This window comes from Variovorax cryoconiti (assembly GCF_051216395.1).
Lineage (GTDB): Bacteria > Pseudomonadota > Gammaproteobacteria > Burkholderiales > Burkholderiaceae_C > Variovorax.
This window is the reverse complement of the sequence record NZ_JBPJZI010000031.1, coordinates 1-1,351: the sequence shown is the minus strand read 5'-3', so window position 1 is coordinate 1,351 and position 1,351 is coordinate 1. Positions and strand designations below refer to the sequence as shown.

1 protein-coding gene and 1 pseudogene are annotated in these 1,351 nt (G+C 64.1%); one reads left to right on the top strand and one right to left on the bottom strand.

Annotated features, from left to right (window positions below; all coding sequences use genetic code 11):
• Positions 1-194: pseudogene (locus tag ACSFA2_RS25460) on the bottom strand (hypothetical protein); the annotation flags it as partial.
• An 80-nt stretch (positions 195-274) separates the two neighbouring features.
• On the opposite strand from ACSFA2_RS25460, the gene ACSFA2_RS25455 reads away from it, so the two are divergent.
• Positions 275-1,351, top strand: a 1,077-nt coding sequence (locus ACSFA2_RS25455; protein ID WP_435458116.1) for a porin, incomplete at its 3' end; no start/stop codon positions are given.

The following is a 1,351-nucleotide window of genomic DNA, read 5'->3' as shown; positions in this document are numbered from 1 at the left end:
GCGCTGGTCAGCTGCTGCACGCCCAGCGAGGTGGCGACGGTGCTTGGCATGGCAATGGTCATGGATGACTCCTTCGGTCGCCGAGCATTGCGCTGCTTTTGGGAGACTTCTTGTGTGAGGTGTTTCCTCCGGTTGTGCCGGGGCTTCTCTTGGCGCAGTGCACGCAAACAACAGTTCACGCAAAGCAGAGGCATTCACAAGATTCCTCCGAATTTGAACGAGACGATGCGTGCCTGCTGCTCGATGGAGAGCCGCTGCAACTGGAGAACCCTGAATGAAGAAAACCCTCACGGCATTCGCTGCCCTGGCCGTCTGCGGCCTGGCTTCTGCCCAATCGTCCGTCACGTTGTTCGGCGTCGTGGACGCTGGCCTGACCTACCAGTCGACCACTTCGCGCGACACGACCACCGGCGCGTCGGTCAAGCAAAGCAAGACCAGCCTGGGCAACTCGGCCTACAACTCCAGCCGCATCGGCTTCCGCGGCACCGAAGACCTCGGCGGCGGGCTGGCAGCGAGCTTCTGGCTCGAAGCACCCATCACCAACGACGACGGCGCCACCGGCATCTCCACCTTCGCTCGCCGCTCCACCGTGAGCCTGTCGGGTGGCTTCGGCGAGCTGCGCCTGGGCCGCGACTACACCGCCACCTTCTGGAACGACACCGTCTTCGATCCGTTCGGCACCAACGGCTCGGGCACCAACGTCATCAGCACCGTCAGCGGCAACACCACCATCAACAACGCCAACTACGTGCGTGCCAGCAACTCGATCGGCTACTTCCTGCCGCCGAACCTGGGCGGCTTCTACGGCCAGGTGCAGTACAGCCTGCATGAGAACGCCAGCACCGACGCCACCAGCACCACTGCAGCTTCCAGCAGCACGGCTGGCCGCTACGTCGGTGGCCGCTTCGGCTATGCCAACGGTCCCCTGGACGTGGCACTGGCCGTGGGCCAGAGCACCGTCGTGGACACCACCGCGCTGGAGCGCAGGGTGCAGACCATCAATCTGGGCGCTTCGTACGACTTCGGTCCCGTCAAGCTGTTCGGCGAGCTGTCGAACGTGAAGAACAAGTTCGACTACGCGGCAGCGGTTGACACGCACGACACCTACAACGGCTACCTGATCGGCGCGACCGTGCCGGTGGGCGCAGGCCTGATCCGCGTGGCGTACTCGCAAGTGCGCTACAACGAAGGCACGGCAGGCATCACGGGCGAAGACCCGATGGCACGCAAGTTCGCAGTGGGCTACGTGCACAACCTGTCCAAGCGCACGGCGCTGTATGCGACGGTGGCGCGCGTGAACAACCGCAACGACGTGAACTACACGGGCAGCCTGGTGTCGGCCAGCACCACG